We start from the raw sequence: 16741 nt of genomic DNA on the forward strand, positions 1-16741 counted from the left end.
ACCGATTTTGCGCGCCAGACAACCGAGCCGCGACACATCTGCAATGCGCGTCTGCCCCCCTTGCGGGCGTGGAATTCGCCGTCAGGAACGCTCGATATCGATGATGCCTACATTGACGTCGCGGCTGTCCGAGCCGCGTTTGACCGTGAGGCGAACGGTCTTGCCCGCTCCGGCCTGCTCGAGCGCATCGGTCAAATCGGAGAGGCGCCGCACCGGCTTCCCTTCCACCGCGGTGATGATGTCTCCGACCGCTCCCGTCGAAAAGTTGACGCCGCGAATCCCCGCCCGCTCGGCGGGGCTGCCGGGGGCCGTCCGCACCACGATGACGCCTTCGACGCCAAGCCGCGTCGACACATCCTCGCCGGCGGCGACGATGCCGATGCCGGGCGTCGGCACGCGGCCGTTGCGGATGAGCTCGGGGACAATCCGGTTCACGACATCGACCGGCACGGCGAAGCCGATGCCGGCATTCGAGCCGGACGGCGATATGATCGCCGTAGTCACGCCGATCAGCCGGCCGGCGGAGTCCAGCAGCGGCCCGCCTGAATTGCCCGGATTGATCGCAGCATCGGTCTGGATGACGTTGGCGATCTCCCGGCCGCCATGGGTTGGAAGCCGGCGCTTGAGCGCGCTGATGATGCCAGAGGTCATCGATTGATCGAGCCCGAAGGGGTTGCCGATCGCAAAGGCGGATTGGCCGACCTTCAGGTCGTTCGAACTGCCGAGCGCCACCGGCTGCGGGAGCTCGCGCACGCTGCGGATCCTCAGCACCGCGAGGTCGTAATTGGGCGCCGTGCCGACGAGGTCGACCTGCGCGACTTCACCTGAGGCGAAGCGCACCGCGATCTCGCCACCATTGGCCACGACGTGATTGTTCGTCACGAGATGGCCCTCGCGGTCCCAGACGAATCCCGTGCCGGACGCGCCGCCGCCCTGGCCTTCCTCGCCCATGAGCGGACTCGCCGCCGATTTCACCGCCACCTGAACGACCGAGGGCGACACGCGTTCAAAGATGTCGATGGTCGCCTTTTCGCCATCGGACAGCGGGCCGCGCTGCTCGACGGCGCGTGCGGAGGGTGCCGCCCATGGGGCATAGGAGACCGGGACATGCAGGATTTTCGCGGCCGTGACGGCGAGCAGCAGGGCGGCGAAGGCTGCCGCGGCAATCGCGTAGCGACGATTCATGGGTGATCACCGTGTCTTGTGCTGAATGCGGGCTCTGAGATGCACATTGCATGGACAGAAATCGCTCACGCGGCAACGTCGCAAACGCTCGGAAGTTTCTCGATTGCGCAGGTTGGGACTTTTGGGGCTCCCGCACGAGCGCCGGGGCATATTGCCGCGTGACAACGAGCTATGTCAGCTCGCGCAGCGCCGCCTCCACCACCTTGCGCGCCTCGGCCGTCAGCGCCGCCTGCGGCGGGACGGGGTCGCCGACGTCGTAGCCCTGGATCGAAAGCCCCGCCTTGATGCAGGCTGCGAGGTTGAAGCGGGCGAAGGCTTCGTTGATGCGCCACAGCCTGCGCTGCAGCGCCATCGCCTCGTCCCAGCGGCCGGCCTTGCAGAGGTCGTAGAGCGCGACACTCTGGCGCGGGATGATGCAGGCCGGGCCCGCCATCCAGCCGAGCCCGCCGATCAGCATCACCGCGGCCGGGATGTGGGCGGAGGCCGAGAACACCCGCAAGGCATCGCCGCAGCGGTTCATGATCGAGAGCAGCCGGCCGGTGTTGGTCGAGGCGTCCTTGATGTAGCCGATGCGCGGGTGCTCGGCGAGGCGCGCGATGGTGTCGAGGGTGAGGTCGGAGCGCTGGAATTGCGGGTTGGTGTAGATGACGACGGGAATGTCGACGGCGTCAGCGATGGCCCGGAAATAGGATTCGATTTGGCCGTCAGTCAGCGGAAAATACGCCTCCAGGATCGCCAGGATGCCGTCGGCCCCACATTTCTGGTAGGCCCTCGCCTGCGCCACCGCATCCGCCGTCGAGGTCGAGGCGACGCCAGCGACAACAGGCACGCGGCCCTGCGCGGCTTCGATCGTGGTCTGCACGACCGCGGTGCGTTGTGCGGCATTGAGATAGGCGAACTCGCCGGTCGAACCCAGCGGCGTCAGCCCGTGCACGCCGGCGCCGATCAGATCATCACAGAGCTTTGCGAGCACGTTCGTCCGCACTGTGCCGTCGGCATCGACGGGCGAGACGAGATAGGGGAAGACGCCGTGGAATTCGGACATGTCGGGGGCTCCGGAAGCTGGCACCCGACGGGTCTTAGCAATGCCCGCCCCCGCGATCAAACCTTGAGCAAGCGTACCCGCGTGCCCCAGGGATCAATCGCCTCCACGCCGTCGGCAAGCGCCGTGACCTTCGCACCGCCTTTGCGCAGGCGCTCTTCCTGCGCGGCGAGCAGCTCCGGCTTGGCCATGACCAGCGAGAACCAGGCGAGACCCGTCATCTGGTCGTCGCGCTGGCCCGCGCCCTGGCTCTGCCAGACGTTGATGCCGAGGTGATGATGATAGCGGCCCGACGACAGGAACGCGGCGCCGCTGCGGCTGCGGGTCGGATCGAGGCCAATCGCGCCATGATAGAAGCCTCCGGCCTGCGCGAGATCGCCGACCCGCAGATGCATGTGGCCGATGCGCATTCCGTCCGGCGCCTTGGCGTAATCTGGCACGCGGGTATTGGTCAGCGACAGGAGATCGGGAATGTTGAGCTCGTCGGACGCCATCTTCACGCTGCCCTCGCTCCATTGCCATTGCGAGGGATCGCGGTCGGCATAGACCTCGATGCCGTTGCCTTCGGGATCGTCGAGATAGACGGATTCGCTGACGAGGTGATCGGCAAAGCCCGACAGCTTCACGCGGTGCGAGGCCGCGTGCACCAGCCAGCGCGCCAGGTCCTTACGGGTCGGCATCAGGAAGGCGGTGTGGTAAAGGCCGGCGGCATTGCGCGGCTCGATTTCCGCATTGGGGCGGGCCTCCAGCACCAGCAGCGTGACGCCTGATGTACCGAGCTTCGCCGCAGTCGCCGACCGCTCCATCACGGTGAGGCCGATCACGTCGCGATAGTAGTCCGCGACCTTGTCGAGATTCTTCACCCGCAGCGTCACCATGCCGACCCGCATCGGCGTTCGGCTGGCATAGGTCGGCCCGCCGCCCTGCGGCGTGCCCTCGGCACGCGCGGCAGCTGCGGCCGCCATCGCAAGCGAGGTCGCGCCGGCGAGTTGCAGCAGGGTGCGGCGGGTGAGGTCGATGGTCATCGGTCAGGGCTCGCTGAAACTGGTTGGGGCCGTGCGGCGCAATGTCGGGCCGATTGCTACACGTTCCCGTGAGCGGCTCCCAATCACATGTTCGTCGGCCGTAACAGGCGGTGTCCTGACCACCCGGCCAGTTTCGCGATTCCCCGCGACATCCCAGATTGAGGACAGCTTATAGGAGCCAGCTATGACTGACCCAACTCCCCTGTCCTCACTATCGTCCGCCCTCGCGGATGTGGTGGCGCGCACTGCGCCCGCAATCGTCTCTGTGCACTCGCATCGCTCCCGTGCGACCGGCTTCGTCTGGAAAGGGGGGCTGATCGTCACCGCCGACGAGGCGCTGGCCGACGAGGGCGAGGTCGAGATCGGTCTCGCCGACGGCAGCCGCGTGGCTGCCACGATCGCCGGCCGCGACCACACCACCGACATCGCGCTGCTGCGCACTGAGGCCGCTGCTACGCCGGTCAAGCTCGCCGCCACGGTCCCGCCCCTCGGCGCGTTGTCGATCGTGGTGGCCACCAACCGCGAGACGCCGAGTGCCGCGCTGGGGATGGTATCGGCGTCCGGCAGCGGCTGGCGCTCCCTGCGCGGCGGCGAGATCGATGCGCGGATCGAGCTCGATGTCCGCCTGCGCGGCAGCCAGCAGGGCGGCCTTGCGCTCGATGCATCGGGCGAAGCCTTTGGCATGGCCGTGCTCGGGCCGCGGCGCGTGCTGGTGATCCCGACGGCGACGATCGAGCGCGTCGCGGCGCAACTCGAGACGCGCGGCCGCATCGCGCGCGGATATCTCGGCCTCGGGCTCCAGCCGGTCCGGCTCGACGACGGCATCGGCGCCATGGTGATGAATGTCGACAAGGCCGGCCCTTCGGCCGCGGCCGGCATCCGCCAGGGCGACGTCATTGTGGCAGTTAACGACCAGAAGCTGTCAGGCGTGCGCGCGCTGTCGCGAACGCTGGGTCCTTCGAGCGTCGGCGCGGTGGTCGACGTCGCGGCGCGCCGCGGCGGCGAGCCGATCAGCTTCAAGGTCACGGTCGGCGAGAGGCCGGAGGCGTGAGCGAGGACCGGACGCCGGAGATCGTGCTTGCCCTGGAGATTGACGATCCCGCCCTCGCCGATCGCCTGGCGGCCTTGCTCGGCAGCGTCGCCGGGCTTCGCCTTGCCGCGCCCGGCGAGGCTGCCACGGCGACCGTCGTCGCCCGCGATCCGCGCGTGATGCCCGCCGACATCGCGCTGACGCAGCGCGAGCTCGACGTGCTGGCGCTGATGGCCGAGGGTGCCTCCAACAAGATGATTGCCCGCCGGCTCGGCATCTCCGTGCACACCGTCAAATTCCATGTCGGCTCGCTGCTCGACAAGCTGGACGCCACCGGCCGCACCGACGCGGTGGCGCATGCGGCACGCCGCGGCGTGATCGAGCTATGATGTCACGGGGAAGCGGAGCTCGACCGTCAGGCCCGGCGCATTGTCATGCAGCGCTACGCCCGCGCCATGAAGGCGCGCGACCGCAGCGACGAGGCTGAGGCCAAGGCCGTTGCCCGGCGTGTAGCGGCTCTGCTCGAGCCGGTAGAAGCGCTTGAAGACGTGATCGCGCTCCTCAGTGGGAATGCCCGGACCATCGTCGGCGATGGCGATCACCGCACCGCCATCGGCGCTGCGGCACGTCACGGTCACCTGCCCGCCTTTGCAGCCGTGCTTGATCGAATTGTCGACGAGATTGGCGATGGCATCGAACAGCAGGTCGCGATCGCCGGTGATCGGCACCTCGCGGTCTCCGGCGAGGCTGAGGCGCGTTGAGACCTGCTCGGCGGCGGCGTCATAGAGCTCGACGACCTCGCCGGCGATCTCGGCGAGATCGAGCGCGCGGAAGGCTCCGGTGCGGGCGCGGCTCTCGATCTCGGAGATCCGGGTGATGGAGGCGAACATGCCGAGCACGGCGTCGAGATCGGCGATGGTGTCGCCGATCAGCGCGGCATCCGCCTCGCTGTTGCGTTGGTGGTGATAGGCCTTCTCCAGCCGGCCGCGCATCCGCGTCAGCGGCGTGCGCAGATCATGGGCGACGTTGTCGCTGACCTGCTTGACCTCACCCATCAGCGTCTCGATGCGGTCGAGCATCTGGTTGAGGTTTTCGGCGACGCGGTCCCATTCGTCATGGCTGCCGCGCAAGGGGATGCGCTGGTCGAGGCCTGAGAGCATGATGGCGCGGCTGGTGGCGTTGATCTCCTCGATCCGCCCGACCGTGCGCCGCGTCACCAGCACGGCGGCAAGCCCGGCGAGCACCAGCAGCAGCACGGCAACCGCCGCCATTGCAAGCTCGATCATCGCGGTGAAACCGCGGTGATCGCCGGCGTCGCCGACCCGGCTCTCCACATAGGCCAGCGTGCCGAAATAGACATAGGCCATGATCGCCGCGACAATCAGCCCGAACGCCGCGATCGCGATCAGCGCCAGGCGGAAGGTGGAGGAGCGGAGCGTCTTAACCAGGAGCACGGAGGCAATATCCGATGCCGCGGATGGTGTGGATCAGCGGATAGGCCTGGGCATCATCGACCTTGCGACGGACGCGCCCGACATAGACGTCGATGATGTTGGTGGAGGGGTCGAAATGCAGGTCCCAGACGTGCTGGAGCAGCATCGCGCGGGAGACGACGCGGCCCTCGTTGCGGACGAGATATTCGAGCAGCTGGAACTCGCGCGGCAGCAGCGGGATCTTGCGGCCGCGGCGGCTGGCGTTGCGCGCGATCAGGTCGATGGCGAGGTCGCCGACCCGCAGCAGCGTCTCCTTGGCGATGGTCTCGCTGCGGCGGCCCAGCGCCTCGAGCCGAGCCAGCAATTCGGTGAAGGAGAACGGCTTGACGAGATAGTCGTCGCCGCCGGCGCGCAGGCCGCGCACGCGATCGTCGACCTCGCCGAGCGCGGAGATGATCAGGAACGGCGCGGCAACGCCGTCGTCCCGCAATTGCCGCATCACGCTGATGCCGTCGATATCGGGCAGCATGCGGTCGATCGTGATCACGGCATAGTCGCGCGCGGCGCCGTGGCTGAGGGCTTCGCGGCCGCTAGCTGCGAGATCGACGTCGTAGCCGGAGGTCGTCAATTCCTCGACGAGCTGGCCTGCTGTTTCCGGATCGTCCTCGACGACCAGGATGCGACGGTGACCTCCGGTCATGCAAAACTCCGCGCGACAATCGCCACCAGACTATCCCGTTCCGGGGCTGGACGGAACCGCCCGGTGGCGATCGCGACAATGGTGCGGTACGGCGATGCGACTACCAATAGTCTCCGCACACATTGACCCATTGCCATCCATAGGGCGTCCAGCTCCTGCGCCAGCAGCCATCGTTGTAGCCGGCGTAGATGAAGGGCGCGCCGAAGACGGCGAAACGACGGAAATGGTGATGATGGTGGAAGCCGCGATGGCCGTGCCAGCCGGCCCCGGCGAAACGCGGCCCGATCGCCGCATGGGCGAAGCGTGCGCCGCCAAAAGCGGGACCGCCGGCATGAGCGAAGCGTGCACCGCCAAAGGCAGGACCGCCGACATGGGCGAAGCGCGCACCGCCCATCCCGCCGGCGCGCATGCCGCCGAAGCCGCCTGCGTGCATGCCGCCACCGAAATGTCCACCGCCGCCGAAATGACCGCCGCCGCCGAAGCCGCCATGTCCGCCGCCGCCACGGGCGAGCACCGGTGAAGCGAGCGCCATCGCCGCGGCGATCGTCACCGCGGTGAGGCCTTTGAGAAGCCTGTTGTTCATCGAAGCATCCTCCTTGCAGTGCGGCGGTTAGCGCGTCGCACGAGGATGATCAGATGAGAGCAAGAGATCGGCGCCTTCAACTTACAAACGCGCCAGATTCTGACGCGAGTGTTAGGGAGGCGGAGCCCAACTCTCTCCCCGTCATTGCGAGGAGCCCTGGCGACGAAGCAATCCAGAGTCGTTCCGAGGAGGGATTCTGGATTGCTTCGCTGCGCTCGCAATGACGATGTGGAGAGAGCTCTCCGTACATCCAGCAGTTGACCTCTCCCCGCAAAGAGCGGGGAGAGGTTGAAAGCTACGCCCGCTTGCCGTTGTTCTTCTCCGCCGCGCGGCGCAGCGCTTCGGCGAGGGCGCCGCCGCCGGAGGATTCCTGCTTGCGCGGTGCGGACGACGTCATGCGTGACGGGTTGCGCGAGCTGTTGTCGCGCTGCATGCCGGGGGCGTCCTTCTTGGCGCCGACCTCGTCGTCGAGACGCAAGGTCAGCGAGATGCGCTTGCGGGCGACCTCGAAGTCCAGCACCTTGACCTTGACGATGTCGCCGGGCTTCACCACCTCGCGCGGGTCCTTGATATAGGTCTTGGACATCGCGGAGATGTGCACGAGGCCGTCCTGGTGCACGCCGATGTCGACGAAGGCACCGAAGGCGGCGACGTTGGTCACGGTGCCCTCAAGGATCATGCCCTTCTGCAGGTGCTTGATCTCCTCGACGCCTTCCTTGAACACGGCGGCCTTGAACGCCGGACGCGGATCGCGGCCGGGCTTTTCCAATTCCTTCAAAATGTCGGTGACGGTCGGCAGACCAAAAGTCTCGTCGACGAAATCCTTCGGCTTCAAGGTGCGCACGATCTCGCTGCTGCCAATCAGCGCCTTGATGTCGCTCTTGGTGGCGCTGAGGATCCGGCGCACCACCGGATAGGCTTCCGGATGCACGCCGGAGGCGTCGAGCGGGTCCTCGCCGCCGAGGATGCGCAGGAAGCCGGCGCACTGCTCGAACGCCTTCGGTCCGAGCCGCGGCACGTCCTTGAGTGCCTTGCGCGACTTGAACGGGCCGTTGGCGTCACGATGCGCCACGATGCTCTGCGCCAGGCCTGAGCCGACGCCCGACACGCGGGCAAGCAGCGGTGCGGACGCGGTGTTGACGTCGACACCGACGGCGTTCACGCAGTCCTCGACCACGGCGTCGAGCGACTTTGCGAGCTTGGCCTGGCCGAGATCGTGCTGATACTGGCCGACGCCGATCGCCTTGGGCTCGATCTTGACGAGCTCGGCGAGCGGATCCTGCAGACGCCGCGCGATCGAGACCGCGCCGCGCAGGGTGACGTCGAGACCGGGCAACTCCTCCGAGGCGAAAGCCGAGGCCGAATAGACCGACGCGCCGGCTTCCGACACCACGATCTTGGTCATCTTCAGCTCGGCCAGCCCCTTGACGAGATCGCCCGCGAGCTTGTCGGTCTCGCGCGAGGCGGTGCCGTTGCCGATCGCGATCAGCTCGACGCGATGCTTCAATGCGAGCTTGCCGAGGATCGCAAGCGACTCGTTCCACTGCCGCTGCGGCTCGTGCGGATAGATCACGGCGGTATCGACGACCTTGCCGGTGGCATCGGTGACGGCAACCTTGACGCCGGTGCGATAGCCGGGGTCGAGCCCCATGGTGACGCGGGTGCCGGCCGGCGCGGCCAGCAGGAGATCGCGCAAATTGGAGGCGAACACGCGCACGGCCTCGGTCTCGGCGGCGTTCCACAGCCGCATGCGCAGGTCGATATTGAGATGCACCTGGATCTTGGTGCGCCAGGCCCAGCGCACGGTGTCGATCAGCCAGCGGTCGCCGGCGCGCTTGAGGTCGGCGATGCCGAACCGCTTCATGATCTTCAGTTCATAGGCGCTCGGCACGCCGGGCGGCGGCGCCTCGGCCTCGGCCTGGATCTGCAGGTCGAGAATCTCCTCCTTCTCGCCGCGGAACATCGCGAGGATGCGGTGCGAGGGCAGCTTGGTCAGCGGCTCGGAGAACTCGAAATAGTCGGCGAACTTCTCGCCCTCGGTCTTCTTGCCGTCGCGCACCTTGGAGGCCATGCGCGCGTTAGTCCACATCTCCTCGCGAAGCGCGCCGATCAGGTCGGCGTCCTCGTCGAAGCGTTCGACCAGGATGGCGCGGGCGCCGTCCAGCGCGGCGGCGGCATCCGCAACGCCCTTCTCGGCGTTGATGAAGCCTTCGGCCACCACCTTCGGATCGTTGGTGGGCTCCGCCACCAACTGGTTGGCGAGCGGCTCGAGGCCGGCCTCCTTGGCGATCTCCGCCTTGGTGCGGCGCTTCGGCTTGAACGGCAGATAGATGTCTTCGAGGCGGGCCTTGCTGTCGGCGGCGAGAATCGAGGCCTCGAGCGCCGCATCGAGCTTGCCCTGCTCGCGGACTGATTCGAGGATGGCCTTGCGGCGATCCTCGAGCTCGCGCAGGTAACCCAGGCGCTCCTCCAGGGTGCGCAATTGCGCGTCGTCGAGCGCACCGGTCGCTTCCTTGCGGTAGCGGGCGATGAAGGGAACCGTGGCGCCGCCATCGAGCAGCGTCACCGTCGCCTCGACCTGCTCCGCCCGAACCCCAAGCTCCTGCGCAATTTTCTGGTTGATATTTGCCACGCGAGAATTCCTCTATCCAAGCACGCAACGCGGGGGCGAACCACCGGCCACGGGACGCCGCTTATGGACCAACCGGGGTTGATTCATCAAGGTACTGCGGCGGACCGTCGACAGGGGATTTTTTGTCGAACCGATGCGATCTCGCCACATTCGTGGGGACGGCGCGCGAACACCCTCGCGGATCCCGGATGCGCCTGCGCGGGCGATGACACCGAGTCTATGCGGCAGACACGGTGCCGTAGGGTAGGCAAAGGCGCACCGCGCCGTGCCCACCAATTTCAAACGCGGCACGAGATGCGTGGGCACGCTTCCGCCGTCGCTCTTCGAGCTATGGCGGACAAGTCGCTTTGCCCACCCCACGACGCCGGTTGTGTGTTGCAGACATGCCTTCACCTCCTCGCGGCGCTTCCGCCCGAGCTTTGCGCTCCGCATCGCGCCCTCAACGAAAGGGCGCAGGGAAGGCCGGGCGCCGGCTGGCACCCGCGGGTCCGTCGTGCGATGAGATGCACACGCAATGCACAACGGATCAACAGGTGAAGCCGAAACGTCCGGCCTTCCCTGCGCGATGTTTGACGGCCTATGGCGCGCTCTCCCCGGAGACGAGTTCCTGCTTGCCTCCGTCACCTCACGGATGGCGGCGCGCTTCGCCCGGTCGGGCTCGGCGCACCTCCGCAAGGCTTGGCTGTAGCAACGACAGCCAGGACCACGCGATTTGGCCGTACGCTTGAAGCGCCGTTCGTCCGCACGAAGCCTGGACCTCACGGGGGTCATCCCGCCCTGCTCCCGCCTCTCGTGCACGACGCTGCGCGTCCACCGCTCCCCGATCCGCGGCTCGTGACGACGTACGACCGCCCCTTTCGCCGGATCAGGATGGGCGACACATACGCCGAAACCGAATTTCGGTAAAGTGGAATATTTTTGTGCGCGGCAATTGACAGCGGGCGACACAGCAACGATGGCGTAGCCCGGATGGAGCGCCAGCGTAATCCGGGACGGTGCCGGATGCCGGGCGAGCGGCCCCGGATTACGCTGCGCTCCATCCGGGCTACAGGCTCCTCCGGGTTGCAACGATCGGACAACTGCCGGATTGGGATGACGCCGCCTTGCGACCTCTCCGCCCCGTGCAACCCTGCCCCTCGTGCCGGCTCAGTTGATTCAAGCGGTCCCTTGCGAAAAAGGTGGCGCCGCATCTTAAGGAGATCAGGACTTCATGACGTTGCCGATGAGCTGGACGGAATGGGCGCAGCACGATGGCGTCGCGCTGGCGGGGCGGGTCCGCAAGGGCGAGCTGACGGCGAAGGAGCTGGCGCGCCAGGCCGCCGCTGGTGTCGCCAAGGTCAATCCGGCGCTGTCGGGCGTGGTCGAGCTGTTCGAGGACGTGATCGCCGATCCCGCCAAGGACGGCGCCAATCTCGCAGGTCCGTTCGCCGGCCTGCCCTTCCTGATGAAGGACCTCGGGCCGACCATGAAGGGCCGGCTGCAGGAAATGGGCTCGCTGTTGATGCGCGGCAATCGCGCCGCGGCCGATACGTTCCTCACCGGTAAATTCCGCCAGGCGGGGCTCAACCTGATCGGACGCACCACGACGCCGGAATTCGGCGTGTGCTCTTCGGCCGACAATCCGGCAGTCTATGTCACCCGCAATCCCTGGAATACCGACTACACCACCTGCGGCTCCTCGGCGGGCAGCGCCGCGATGGTCGCGGCCGGCGTGGTGCCGATCGCGCATGCGACCGACGGCGGCGGCTCGATCCGCATTCCCGCCGGCGTCAACGGCAATATCGGGCTGAAGGTCTCGCGCGGCGTGTTCTCGCTCGCCCCGCACATGTCCGACCTCACCGGCCTCGTCTCGATCCAGGGCTGCCAGTCGCGCAGCGTGCGCGACACCGCCGCCTTCGTCGATCATACCCGCGGGCCTGCGCCCGGCGAGTTCATGCCGTTCTGGACCACGGCGCAGCCTTATTCCGAGATGATCAAGCGCGATCCCTCGAAGCTGCGCATCGCATTGTCCCATACATGGGGCAACTACACCGCGACGCCCGAGATCGCAGCCGAGCTGGAGAAGGCCGGACGCTTCCTCGAAGGCCTCGGCCATCACGTCGACTATGCGCTGCCGGAGATCGACCTTCCCGCTGCATTCGAGGCGCAGACCACCTGCTACATCTCGAACTTCGCCGTGGTGATCTCCAACATGCTCGCCGCCCGCGGGCTGGAAAAGCCGCCGGAGGATCTGATCGAGCCGATGAACATCCGCATCTGGGAAGCCGGCCGGCACACCAGTTTCGCCGAGCGTGCCAAGATGCAGGGCGTATTCAACACCACATCGCGCGGCTTCGGCACCTTCTTCGAGCAATGGGACGTGATCCTGACGCCGATCACTGCGCTGCCGACACCGAAGGTCGGCACCAGAGAATATCTCACCATTTCCGACAACCCCGATGTGCGCGACTGGTTCGACAATCTCTGGCGCTTCTTTGCCTTCACGCCGCTGGCCAATCTCTGCGGCATGCCGGCGATCTCGATGCCGATGGCAACGCAAGACCACGGCCTGCCGCTCGGCATCCAGGCCATCGCCAAGCAGGCCAATGACGGCCTGCTGCTGCAACTCGCCGCCCAGATCGAGCGCGCGCTCGACGGCAAGTGGAACGGCGGCAAGAAGCCGAAGGTGCATGTAGGCTGAGGCTTGGCTGTTTGTTTCAGCCTTGCGCTTGCGGCCATCCTTCGAGACGCCCGCCGTTGGCGGGCTCCTCAGGATGAGGTCTGATTTCGCAGCGATATCTTAGACCCTCATGGTGAGGAGCGCCGCCTTGCGGCGCGTCTCGAACCATGAAGGCCGACGCAGTCGCACCACCAGCTTCAATTCTTCACCGTCGGGATCTCCTCCGTCACCGGCTGCTGCTGGCCCTGCCGGTACATCGCCAGCGCCTTGTCGAGGGCTTCGCGCAGCGCCAGCGCGGCGGCCACGCTGCAGCGCAGGTGCGCGGTCTGGATCACGTCGACCCTGACCGCGGCACCGACCGGCATGAGCAAGTTCGCGGCGAGCTCGATCTGGATCGCGCCGTTGTGATGACCGAAGCAGGACGCGCCGTCGAAATAGATGATCGGCGCCCGCTCCGAGCTGGAGCTCGAAATGGTGACGGGCCCCTGATTGTTGGCAGGCGTTTCGGGGTCGGCCATGGGCGCTCCTTGCGGCTAGTCGGCGAACGGAGCGCCCACCATCGGTGCTTCGGCCTGCTCTGTCGAGGCCAATTCGGGGTTTTGCGCGGCGCCCGACACTGGTCTAAAACGTCCCCATGAGCACCATACCGACCACGCTCCCATTCGAGGAACTCGCCGACGCCATCAAGGGCCGCCGCTCCGATTACGGCCATATCAGCGGGCTCCAGCTGGATCGCTTTGCACCAGCTGAGGCCTGGTCGAGCCTGCCCTACCGGCCCGTCTTCGTCGGCGACACCGAGACCGGCGTGCTGCATGGCGGTGTCGTCACCGCGATGCTGGACGAGAGCTGCGGCATGGCGGTGCAACTTGCGCTCGACGGCACGCGCGCGATCGCAACCCTTGACCTGCGCATCGACTATCAGAAGCCGGCGACGCCGGGCCTCGACATCAAGGCGCATTCGGTGTGCTACCGCACCACGCGCTCGATCGCCTTCGTGCGCTCCACCGCCTATCAAGAATCCGAGGACGATCCGGTGGCGACTGCGACCGCCTGCTTCATGATCGGTGCCAACCGCACCAACATGCTCGCCGACCGCAGGATGGATGCGCGCAGCATCCCGGTGCTGGAGGCGCCGGAAGATCCGGATGGCCCGTTCGCGCGCAGCCCGTTCGCGCGCGCGCTCGGCATCTGCGTCAATGACGACGGCACGCTGACGATGCCGTTCTCGCCAATCATCATCGGCAACCCGATCCTGCCCGCGATCCACGGCGGCATGACTGGGGCCTTCCTCGAGACCACGGCCATCATCGGCGTCGGGCGCGAGCTCGGCGCCGCCGCGCCGCCGAAGCCGATCGGGCTCACCGTCAACTATCTGCGCTCCGGCCGTGCGCTCGATACGTTTGCCAACGTTTCGATCGTCAAGCAGGGCCGGCGCATCGTCGCCTTCGAGGCGCGCGCCTGGCAGGACGATGCGGACAAGCCGATCGCCACCGCCTTCGGCCATTTCATGCTGCGCCCGACGCCAGGAAGTGACGAGGAATAAGCGCATTTTGACTTGACGGCCGCAGCCCCGGCCACAACGATAGCACGTCCCCGCGAGAGGTATTGGATTGCGGCATCCGCTCGACATCGTCGCCATGTTCGCCGCACTCTGGCTGCTGGCCTCGATGATGCTCGACGCGTTGACGCCGAAGGAGCTGACCGCGATCATGATCGGCGTGGCGATCGGACCCGCCATCGTCATCACCGCCGTGTTCTACTACCTGCGCTGCCCGCGAACGGACTTTGCGGTGATGTTCGCGGCGCTCTGGATGATCTCGGACATCGCCATCGCCTTCGTCTCGCCGAAGGAGCTGCCGCACTTCCTGATCCTGCTCGGCTTCGTGCCGGCCCTGCTGATCGGCTCAGTGATGCACTGGCAACGCTTCCAGAATCGGCACGAGCGGCTGCCCGCGCCGTCGGTGAAGCGGGGCTAACGCGGCAGCAGATTCGTCTTCGCGAGGTCGAGCACCTCGTCGCCGCGGCCGTTCATCACCGCGCGCAGAACCCAGAGGCTAAAGCCCTTGATCTGCTCGGGCATGATGGTCGGAGGCATCGACAGCTCCTGCTTGGCGGTGACGACGTCGAGCAGCGCCGGGCCGTTATGGGCCAGCATCTCCTTCACCGCGCCCTGAAGCTCGCCGGGGTCCTCGACGCGCTTGGCGAAGATTCCCATGGCGCGCGCCATCGCCGCGAAATCGGGATTCTTCAGGTCGACATTGGTGTCGACGAAGCCCGCGGCCTTCATCTCCAGCGCGACGAAGCCGAGCACGCCGTTGTTGAAGATCACGACCTTCACCGGCAGCTTCATTTGCGTCAGCGTGATGAGATCGCCCATCAGCATGGAGAAACCGCCGTCGCCCGACAGCGAGATCACCTGGCGGCCGGGCTGGGCGGCCTGCGCACCGATCGCCTGCGGCATGGCGTTGGCCATCGAGCCGTGCACGAAGGAGCCGACCAGCCGGCGGCGGCCGTTCATGTCGAGATAGCGCGCGGCCCACACCGTGGGCGTGCCGACATCGGCGGTGAAGACCGCATCGTCGGAAGCATGATCGCTGATGACTCTTGCGAGATATTGCGGGTGGATCGGCTTGCTTCCCGGCGTGCCCTTGGCCAGCGAATCCAGGCCCTCGCGCGCCTTCTTGTAATGCGCGACGGCATCGTCGAGATGCTTGCGCTGCGTCTTTGCTTTCAGCAGCGGCAGCAGCGCCTCGATGGTCAGCTTGACGTCGCCGACGAGGCCGAGATCGATCTTGCAGCGTCGTCCGAGATTTTCCGGACGGATGTCGACCTGCGCGATCTTAGCATCGGTCGGAAAGAATTGCTTGTAGGGAAAATCGGTGCCGAGCATCACCAGGGCGTCGCAGGCGTGCATGGCGGCATAGCCCGAGGAGAAGCCGATGAAGCCGGTCATGCCGACGTCATAGGGATTGTCGTACTCGACATGCTCCTTGCCGCCGAGCGCATGCACGATCGGACTCTTCAGCGCTTCCGCCAGCTGCATCAAGGGTGCATGCGCGCCGGCGCAGCCGCGGCCGCAGAACAGGGTGACGCGCTCGGTGCCGTTGAGGAGTTCGGCGAGCGCCTGCAGCTCATCGGCCTGCGGCACCACCTTCGGCGCCGACAGCGCGAGTCCGCGCGTCGTCGACAGCGCGCGCTTGGGCGGGCTACGGAATGCGACGTCGCCGGGCATGGCGACGACGGCGACACCGCGCAGGCCCACCGCCGCGCGGATGGCATTCTCCAGCACGTAAGGAAGCTGGCTCGGGTCGGACACCAGCTCGCAAAAATGGCTGCATTCGCGGAACAGATTTTGCGGATGGGTCTCCTGGAAATAACCGCCGCCGATCTCAGCGGTCGGGATCTGCGCCGCGATCGCCAGCACGGGAACGCGGCTGCGATGCGCGTCGAACAGGCCGTTGATCAGATGCAGATTGCCGGGACCGCAGGAGCCCGCGCACACCGCAAGGCTTCCGGTCATCTCGGCTTCGCCGGCGGCGGCGAACGCGGCGACCTCCTCGTGGCGGACATGGATCCATTCGATCGTGCCGCGGCGGCGCAATGATTCAGTCAGGGCGTTCAAGCTGTCGCCGACGATGCCGTAGATACGCTTGACGCCGGCCTGCTCGAGCGTTGCCACGAACAGATCGGCCACGTTGTTGATCGCCATGTCGGTCTCCTGATTCAGCCAGTCACATAATACGATGCGCAAAACGTCAGCATCGCGACACTATGTGGCACAATAGGCCATGTCAGGATCACGGCTAGTTTATTGTCCGTTCAATCTTTCTGAATTGCCCGATCGTAAGCCGCGATCGTTGCCTTCGCTCGGCCTGCGACATCGGCCGCGCTCATGCCGGGCTTGTAGAGGCTGGAGCCGAGCCCGAAGGCGGTGACGCCGCCCCCGATGTACTCCGCAAAATTCTGATCGGAGACGCCGCCGACCGCGGCGATCATGACGCCTGGCGGCAGCACGGCGCGGATCGCGGCGATGCCTGATGCGCCGAGCACGCTGGCCGGAAAGAATTTCAGGCCCGATGCGCCCGAGCGCGCCGCGAGCAGCGCCTCGGTCGGCGAGAACACGCCAGGCAAGGTCACCATGCCGTGCTGATGCGCACGCGCGAGCACCTCAGTGTCGACATTGGGCGAGACCATCAGCCTGCCGCCGACGTCGTCGAGACGATCGACATCCGCGGTGGTCAGCACCGTGCCGGCGCCGATCAGCACGCCTGAAGGCGCCTGCTTCACGGCCGTTGCGATGGAGCGGAACGGATCGGGCGAGTTCAGGGGAATTTCGATCGCGGTCATGCCGGCCTCGATCAGCACGGCGACGATCGCCTCGGCCTCCTCCGGCTTGACGCCGCGCAGGATCGCAACCAGCGGCCGCTTCATCGGCGGAAAGGGAACGCTCAT

The 16741-nt window shown here is 66.6% G+C and carries 15 protein-coding genes; 5 read left to right on the plus strand and 10 right to left on the minus strand.

What is annotated here, in order from left to right; translation table 11 throughout:
* Positions 1 to 81: 81 nt before the first annotated feature.
* The 3 genes from GGD61_RS05160 to GGD61_RS05170 all read right to left on the minus strand — a co-directional run bounded on the left by GGD61_RS05160 (position 82) and on the right by GGD61_RS05170 (position 3252).
* Positions 82 to 1185, minus strand: coding sequence for a S1C family serine protease (locus GGD61_RS05160; protein ID WP_018317252.1), 1104 nt, complete (start codon positions 1183 to 1185; stop codon positions 82 to 84).
* 169 nt (positions 1186 to 1354) lie between these two features.
* On the minus strand, positions 1355 to 2230 hold the full coding sequence (locus GGD61_RS05165; protein ID WP_183230396.1) for a dihydrodipicolinate synthase family protein: 876 nt from the start codon (positions 2228 to 2230) through the stop codon (positions 1355 to 1357).
* 56 nt (positions 2231 to 2286) lie between these two features.
* Positions 2287 to 3252, minus strand: coding sequence for a VOC family protein (locus GGD61_RS05170; RefSeq protein WP_183230397.1), 966 nt, complete (start codon positions 3250 to 3252; stop codon positions 2287 to 2289).
* Between the two features lie 184 nt (positions 3253 to 3436).
* On the opposite strand from GGD61_RS05170, the gene GGD61_RS05175 reads away from it, so the two are divergent.
* Positions 3437 to 4303, plus strand: a complete 867-nt coding sequence (locus tag GGD61_RS05175; RefSeq protein WP_183230398.1) for a S1C family serine protease — start codon at positions 3437 to 3439, stop codon at positions 4301 to 4303.
* Positions 4300 to 4671 (plus strand): response regulator transcription factor, encoded by a 372-nt coding sequence (locus GGD61_RS05180; RefSeq protein WP_018317256.1) that lies wholly within the window; start codon positions 4300 to 4302, stop codon positions 4669 to 4671. Before GGD61_RS05175 ends, GGD61_RS05180 begins: the two co-directional genes overlap by 4 nt.
* Here GGD61_RS05180 and GGD61_RS05185 read toward each other — a convergent pair.
* The 4 genes from GGD61_RS05185 to GGD61_RS05200 all read right to left on the minus strand — a co-directional run bounded on the left by GGD61_RS05185 (position 4666) and on the right by GGD61_RS05200 (position 9630).
* On the minus strand, positions 4666 to 5736 hold the full coding sequence (locus tag GGD61_RS05185) for a HAMP domain-containing sensor histidine kinase (protein ID WP_183230399.1): 1071 nt from the start codon (positions 5734 to 5736) through the stop codon (positions 4666 to 4668). The two genes, GGD61_RS05180 and GGD61_RS05185, sit on opposite strands and share 6 nt — an antisense overlap.
* Positions 5723 to 6415, minus strand: a complete 693-nt coding sequence (locus GGD61_RS05190; RefSeq protein ID WP_018317258.1) for a response regulator transcription factor — start codon at positions 6413 to 6415, stop codon at positions 5723 to 5725. The genes GGD61_RS05185 and GGD61_RS05190 overlap by 14 nt, the downstream gene beginning before the upstream one ends.
* A 100-nt stretch (positions 6416 to 6515) precedes the next feature.
* Positions 6516 to 6998: a hypothetical protein gene (locus tag GGD61_RS05195; RefSeq protein WP_018317259.1), complete on the minus strand. Its 483-nt coding sequence runs from the start codon at positions 6996 to 6998 to the stop codon at positions 6516 to 6518.
* A gap of 295 nt (positions 6999 to 7293) precedes the next feature.
* Positions 7294 to 9630 (minus strand): Tex family protein, encoded by a 2337-nt coding sequence (locus tag GGD61_RS05200; protein WP_183230400.1) that lies wholly within the window; start codon positions 9628 to 9630, stop codon positions 7294 to 7296.
* Positions 9631 to 10840: 1210 nt separating this feature from the next.
* Here GGD61_RS05200 and GGD61_RS05205 point away from each other — a divergent pair.
* Positions 10841 to 12310: an amidase gene (locus GGD61_RS05205; protein WP_183230401.1), complete on the plus strand. Its 1470-nt coding sequence runs from the start codon at positions 10841 to 10843 to the stop codon at positions 12308 to 12310.
* A 176-nt stretch (positions 12311 to 12486) separates the two neighbouring features.
* Here the strand turns inward: GGD61_RS05205 and GGD61_RS05210 are convergent, their stop codons facing one another.
* A complete protein-coding gene (locus GGD61_RS05210) occupies positions 12487 to 12807 on the minus strand; it encodes a hypothetical protein (protein WP_165637419.1) in 321 nt (106 codons plus the stop codon).
* 116 nt (positions 12808 to 12923) lie between these two features.
* Between GGD61_RS05210 and GGD61_RS05215 the strand changes: the two genes are divergently transcribed.
* Complete coding sequence (locus GGD61_RS05215) at positions 12924 to 13832, plus strand: PaaI family thioesterase (RefSeq protein WP_092260695.1); 909 nt, start codon at positions 12924 to 12926, stop codon at positions 13830 to 13832.
* A gap of 67 nt (positions 13833 to 13899) precedes the next feature.
* Positions 13900 to 14265, plus strand: coding sequence for a hypothetical protein (locus tag GGD61_RS05220; RefSeq protein WP_177237313.1), 366 nt, complete (start codon positions 13900 to 13902; stop codon positions 14263 to 14265).
* Here GGD61_RS05220 and poxB read toward each other — a convergent pair.
* Both poxB and GGD61_RS05230 read right to left on the minus strand, forming a co-directional pair.
* Complete coding sequence (poxB, locus tag GGD61_RS05225) at positions 14262 to 15998, minus strand: ubiquinone-dependent pyruvate dehydrogenase (protein WP_092260693.1); 1737 nt, start codon at positions 15996 to 15998, stop codon at positions 14262 to 14264. The two genes, GGD61_RS05220 and poxB, sit on opposite strands and share 4 nt — an antisense overlap.
* Before the next feature lie 110 nt (positions 15999 to 16108).
* Positions 16109 to 16741 (minus strand): 2-dehydro-3-deoxy-6-phosphogalactonate aldolase, encoded by a 633-nt coding sequence (locus GGD61_RS05230; protein WP_092260691.1) that lies wholly within the window; start codon positions 16739 to 16741, stop codon positions 16109 to 16111.

It is taken from the genome of Bradyrhizobium sp. SBR1B (assembly GCF_014198205.1).
Taxonomy (GTDB): Bacteria; Pseudomonadota; Alphaproteobacteria; order Rhizobiales; family Xanthobacteraceae; genus Bradyrhizobium.